The following is a 5,317-nucleotide window of genomic DNA, read 5'->3' on the forward strand; positions in this document are numbered from 1 at the left end:
TGTCGATGGGGATGGCTGGCGGTAGGGAGCCGCTGCAGGAACGTCTGGTATTCCTCGTTATCCTGTACGCGGTGGTAGAGTTTGGCCAGCTCTGTTGCCGCGCCGGGTGCATCATCCACCCGTAAGTCCAGCGGCAAGCCGCCGGGCGCTCGCATCTTGATAGCTGCCGAACGCGTACCGCGCTGGTCGCCACCTACGCTTTGCGCGGCCAGTAGTGCGGCCAGCAGGGCGTGTGCCAGGCCTTCGGAGTACTGGTGTTGCTGGAATGCATCTACCATGGCCGGGATCACCAGGTCGTTGGCCAACATGTTCCCTGCGACCACAAGCCCCGTCGAAAGGTGCATTCCAACCTTGGGGACATTCTGTTCGCCTGTCCAGCCTGCACTTTGGCCATGAATATCCATGATGGCTATCTGTCGCCACGCCTCTCCCTGATCATGATGTCGCAGCTGCGCTATCACGTTTTCGACCTCCATGCCTTGTGCTAGCCGCGCGAGGCCTTGTTCGGCCGCCATCACATGCGTACTAAATCCTTGGGTAATGGCGGCGCCGACGCCAGGCAGCAGATGGGGCACAAAACCACCCAAGGCTGGCCCGCCCGTCGCGCAGGCAACGCCCAGGGTGTTGGTATCTGCATCCAGTGCAATTAGGCTGTAGGTCATGGGCATACCTCGTGGCCGCTGAGTGAAAAGGAAGGCAGCAAAACGCTGGAAATGAAGCATCGTTCATCATCCTGACAGCATAGTCAAAACGTAGATGGGTAAACGTGCGGGGCGGCTTGCGCCTCAGTCAGGTTCTCTACCAACGTCTCCTGTACGCCACTGTTCAAGCCATGGATGATTGTCCTTTCGCGCTTGTTAATTCTTTCAGGAATCGCATGAATCGACCACGCCAGCCTATCAGGCGCAAACGCACCGAAGTCATCGCCGACGCGGTCAAGGAGTACATCGCCCGCCATGGCCTCAAACCTGGCGACCGGTTGCCGCAAGAGTCTGACTTGATTGACGCGCTCCAGGCTTCCAAGGGGACCATCAGAGAAGCCCTGAGAGGGCTTGAAGCACAGGGGCTCATTCAAACGCGTACAGGACCTGGTGGCGGCGCTTTTATCAGCGACGTGAGCGATGACCGCGCCATGGAATTGCTGGGCAATTACTTTTTTTTCAAACCGCCCACCATTCATGATATCTACGAAGCCCGCAAAGCACTCTGGCCCGCGTTGATCACCAGTCTGGAAGGGCAGTTGGACGAGACGGCCTTCGCCCGTTTGGAAGAGACGATTACCTACTATGACCATGCACCTGAGTCATTGGACGAAGAGCGAATACAGCGTCTCAAGGAGCTGGAGTTTCATCTTGTGCTGGTGGACTACTGCCCGAATCCGCTGCTCGCCATGATGTGCCGGTTTCCTATTCGCCTTCTTATGAGCCTGACGGTGTGCCAAAAAATCTACGATTTACCCTACCCGGAGCTCCGGCAGCGTGGTTATCGCTATCAGCGACGGTTGGTGGACGCACTACGAGCTGCCAACATGGAAGAGGCACGTTGTATTGTCAGCGAGCACATGCAGGCTGCTCAGGAGTTGATGGAGTCGCGTGAGGCAATGCTGGAAAAGGCCTTTTTCAAGGCCAGTAGTGACGCAGGTGAAGGCGCCAATCGTGATTATCTGGCCTTGGTGGATTATGCAAGTCTGCTGAATGATGGTCGCGACAGCCAGAGGTAAGTGCACGCCCCCACGCCGTGGCACTGTAAACCTGCCGACCAAGCCATCACGCGCGGGCATTCTCCAGCGCCTCGATCATCCTGCGCGCAGCGTTGGAGAGCGTGCGGTTGTGGTGTACCAGATAGCCCAACGGGCGGTGGATGGGGTCGGTATCCACCGGCAGCTCGACCAGTTCGCTGTCGAGCATGCTTTCCGGCAGCAGGCTCCAGCCGAGCCCGACGCTGCACATCATCTTCAGGGTTTCCAGGTAATTGGTGGACATGCTGACCGGCAGGGTCAGGCCGGCGGCCTGGAAGCGTTGGCCGATCAGGGTGTGGGTGAAGGTCTTGGCGCCGGGCATCACGCAGTTCACCTCGCACAGTTCGGCCAGGCTCAGCGTGGCCTGGGTGCGGCTGCGCTGGGCCAGCGGGTGGTCCTTGGCGCAGACGAAGCAGAGCCGGTCGCGCCAGAGTTCGACCACCTGCAGCTGCTCCACCGGGTGGGGCGCCAGGGTGACGATGGCCATTTCCAGGGTGCCATCCACCACGCCCTGATAGGCAAGCTCGGAGTCCAGGAAGTGCAGGTCGAGGGCCACTTCCGGGTGGCGCTGGGTGTAGAGCTTGAGCAGCGGCGGCAGCCGGTGCAGGCCGATGTGGTGGCTGGTGGCCAGGGTGAGCTTGCCGCCCACCTGGCCGGAAAGGTTGGCCAGCGCGCGGCGGCTGTCGTCCACGGTGAACAGGATACGCTGGGCGCGGGGCAGCAGCAGGTTGCCTGCCTCGGTGAGGGTGATTTTCCGCCCGATACGGTCGAAAAGCCGCGTGCCCAGCAGCTCTTCCAGGGTGGCAATGCGTTTACTCACCGCTGGCTGCGTAAGGTGAAGCTGCTCGGCGGCCCGGGAAAAGCTTTGGGTTTGCGCCACGGCAAGAAAGGCTTGCAGGCTTTGGGTATCCATGGCAACTCCCTGATCATCTATTCCTATTTGGAATCTAAAGTATGAATAACATGAATTGCTTTTATGTGCGAGTCGGGTAACACTCGGGTCATCGTCCATGACGCCCGCGACAAGAGCGGCCCGTAGAAGCCGCCAACACGACTAGCAGGGCACTGCCCAGGAGAGCCACATGTCAGGTCAAACCCTTTACGACAAACTCTGGAACCAGCACCTGGTCAAGCAGCGCGATGACGGCACGGCGCTGATCTACATCGACCGCCAACTGCTCCACGAAGTGACCTCGCCACAGGCGTTTGAAGGCCTGCGTCTGGCCAACCGCAAGCCCTGGCGTCTGGATGCCAACCTGGCCACCCCCGATCACAACGTGCCCACCACGGTGAAAGAGCGTGCCGAGGGCAACAGCGGCATCAAGGACCCGGTCTCGTTGATTCAGGTGCAGACCCTGGACGACAACTGCCAGGCCTTCGGTATCGAAGAGTTCAAGATCAACGACCCCCGCCAGGGCATCGTGCACGTGGTGGGCCCCGAGCAGGGTGCCACACTGCCCGGCATGACCGTGGTGTGTGGCGACTCGCATACCGCCACCCACGGCGCCTTTGCCGCGCTGGCCCACGGGATCGGCACCTCGGAAGTGGAGCACGTGCTGGCTACCCAGTGTTTGCTGGCGCAGAAGATGAAGAACATGCAGGTGCGCGTGGAAGGCGAGCTGGGTCTGGGCGTGACCGCCAAGGACGTGGTGCTGGCCATCATCGGTAAGATTGGTACCGCCGGCGGCACCGGCTATGCCATCGAGTTTGCTGGAAGCGCCATCGAATCGCTCTCCATGGAAGGCCGCATGACCGTGTGCAACATGGCCATCGAAGCGGGTGCCCGAGTGGGGCTGATTGCGGTCGATGACACCACCATCGATTACCTCGCCGAGCGCCCCTTTGCGCCTACCGCCGAGCAGTGGGAGGCCGCCGTGGCCGACTGGCGCCAGCTGGTCTCCGATGCCGATGCCCACTTCGATAAAGTGGTCACCCTGAAGGCCGAAGAGATCGAGCCCCAGGTAAGCTGGGGCACCAGCCCCGAAATGGTCACCGGTATTTCCGGTCAGGTGCCCGACCCCCAGGCCGCCGATGACGAAACCGTCCAGCGCAGCCACTCCCGCGCGCTGGAGTACATGGGCCTGCAGGCCAACCAGAAAATTACCGATATCAAACTGGACAAGGTGTTCATCGGCTCCTGCACCAACTCGCGTATCGAAGACCTGCGTGAAGCCGCCAAGGTGGCCAAGGGCAATAAGGTAGCCGATACCATCAAGCTGGCCATGGTGGTGCCGGGTTCTGGCCTGGTGAAGCGCCAGGCGGAAGCCGAAGGCCTCGACAAGATCTTCATCGAAGCGGGCTTCGAGTGGCGCGAGCCGGGATGCTCCATGTGTCTGGCCATGAATGCCGACAAGCTGGGCGCTGGCGAGCACTGCGCCTCGACCTCCAACCGTAACTTCGAAGGTCGTCAGGGCTACGGCGGGCGTACGCATCTGGTGAGCCCGGCCATGGCCGCTGCGGCCGCCATTGCTGGCCACTTCGTCGATGTCCGTACCTTGCCTGCCAACGATGCCACCCACGCCCAGGAGGCCTGAGCCATGAAAAAGTTCGAACGTTTTGAAGGCATCGTCGCGCCTCTGGACCGTGCCAATGTCGATACCGATCTGATCATTCCGAAGCAGTTCCTGAAGTCCATCAAGCGGACCGGCTTTGGCGTGAACCTGTTCGATGAGCTGCGCTACCTGGACGAAGGCCAACCCGGTCAGGACTGCTCCCAGCGCCCGCTGAATCCGGATTTCGTTCTGAACCAGCCGCGCTTCAAAGGCGCCGAGGTACTGCTGGCACGGCGTAACTTTGGCTGCGGCAGCTCCCGCGAGCACGCGCCCTGGGCGCTGGAAGATTTTGGCTTCAAGGTAGTGATTGCCCCCAGCTTTGCCGATATCTTCTACAACAACGCGTTCAAAAACGGCATCCTGCTGGTGACGCTGGCTGAAGAGCAGGTGGATCGCCTGTTTGCCGAGGTGGACGCCAACGAAGGCTACCAGCTGGACGTCGACCTGGAGCATCAGCGCGTGATCACGCCCAGCGGCGAGATTCTGGAATTCGAGGTCGATGAATTCCGCAAGCACTGCCTGTTGAACGGCCTGGACGATATCGGCATTACCCTGCAAGACGAAGAGGCCATTCGCAGCTTCGAAGCGCAGCATCGTCAGCAGCGCCCTTGGCTGTTCCGCCAGCCCGCGTAAGTCTTCCATTTTTGTGCTAAGGATTGAGCATGACTCATAAGGTGTTACTGCTGCCCGGTGATGGTATCGGCCCGGAAATTGCCGCCCAGGCGGCGCGTTTGTTGAAAGCCTGCCAAGACGCTGGCCTGGACATCGACGTGGAAGAGGGTCTGGTGGGCGGCTCGGCCTACGACGTACACGGCGAGCCGCTGCCCGCCGAAACGTTGGAAAAAGCCAAGGCTGCCAGCGCGATTCTGCTGGGTGCCGTGGGCGGCCCCAAATGGGACAAGATCGAAGACCTCTCCAGGCGTCCTGAGAAGGGCTTGCTGGGCCTGCGCAAGAACTTGGGCCTGTTTGGCAATCTGCGCCCGGCCATGCTCTATCCGCAGCTGGCCAGCGCTTCCAGCTTGAAGCC

The 5,317-nt window shown here is 60.8% G+C and carries 6 protein-coding genes; 4 read left to right on the forward strand and 2 right to left on the reverse strand.

Annotated elements, in window-relative coordinates; all coding sequences use genetic code 11:
* Window positions 1-662: DUF1028 domain-containing protein (locus B7L71_RS15305; RefSeq protein WP_170919518.1), on the reverse strand; the 662-nt coding region annotated here is incomplete at its 3' end.
* 116 nt (window positions 663-778) lie between these two features.
* Between B7L71_RS15305 and B7L71_RS15310 the strand changes: the two genes are divergently transcribed.
* Window positions 779-1,720 carry a FadR/GntR family transcriptional regulator gene (locus B7L71_RS15310; protein ID WP_212636765.1) on the forward strand — a complete coding sequence of 314 codons (942 nt, stop codon included), beginning with the start codon at window positions 779-781 and terminating at the stop codon, window positions 1,718-1,720.
* A 46-nt stretch (window positions 1,721-1,766) separates the two neighbouring features.
* Here the strand turns inward: B7L71_RS15310 and B7L71_RS15315 are convergent, their stop codons facing one another.
* Window positions 1,767-2,651: a LysR family transcriptional regulator gene (locus tag B7L71_RS15315; RefSeq protein ID WP_016914054.1), complete on the reverse strand. Its 885-nt coding sequence runs from the start codon at window positions 2,649-2,651 to the stop codon at window positions 1,767-1,769.
* A gap of 169 nt (window positions 2,652-2,820) precedes the next feature.
* Here B7L71_RS15315 and leuC point away from each other — a divergent pair, with 169 nt between their 5' ends.
* The 3 genes from leuC to B7L71_RS15330 all read left to right on the forward strand — a co-directional run.
* Window positions 2,821-4,272, forward strand: coding sequence for a 3-isopropylmalate dehydratase large subunit (gene leuC, locus B7L71_RS15320; protein ID WP_081138978.1), 1,452 nt, complete (start codon window positions 2,821-2,823; stop codon window positions 4,270-4,272).
* Between the two features lie 3 nt (window positions 4,273-4,275).
* Window positions 4,276-4,923, forward strand: coding sequence for a 3-isopropylmalate dehydratase small subunit (gene leuD, locus B7L71_RS15325; protein ID WP_039179896.1), 648 nt, complete (start codon window positions 4,276-4,278; stop codon window positions 4,921-4,923).
* A 29-nt stretch (window positions 4,924-4,952) separates the two neighbouring features.
* Window positions 4,953-5,317 (forward strand): isocitrate/isopropylmalate family dehydrogenase (locus tag B7L71_RS15330; protein ID WP_249273282.1); only part of this gene is annotated, 365 nt, incomplete at its 3' end.

Source organism: Halomonas sp. BC2 (assembly GCF_002078115.1).
Lineage (GTDB): Bacteria > Pseudomonadota > Gammaproteobacteria > Pseudomonadales > Halomonadaceae > Vreelandella > Vreelandella stevensii.

Excerpts from the sequence above, each read along its gene's own strand:
- B7L71_RS15315 (WP_016914054.1), bottom strand. The coding sequence starts at position 2,651 with ATGGATACCCAAAGCCTGCAAGCCTTTCTTGCCGTGGCGCAAACCCAA.
- leuC (WP_081138978.1), top strand. The coding sequence starts at position 2,821 with ATGTCAGGTCAAACCCTTTACGACAAACTCTGGAACCAGCACCTGGTC.
- leuD (WP_039179896.1), top strand. The coding sequence starts at position 4,276 with ATGAAAAAGTTCGAACGTTTTGAAGGCATCGTCGCGCCTCTGGACCGT.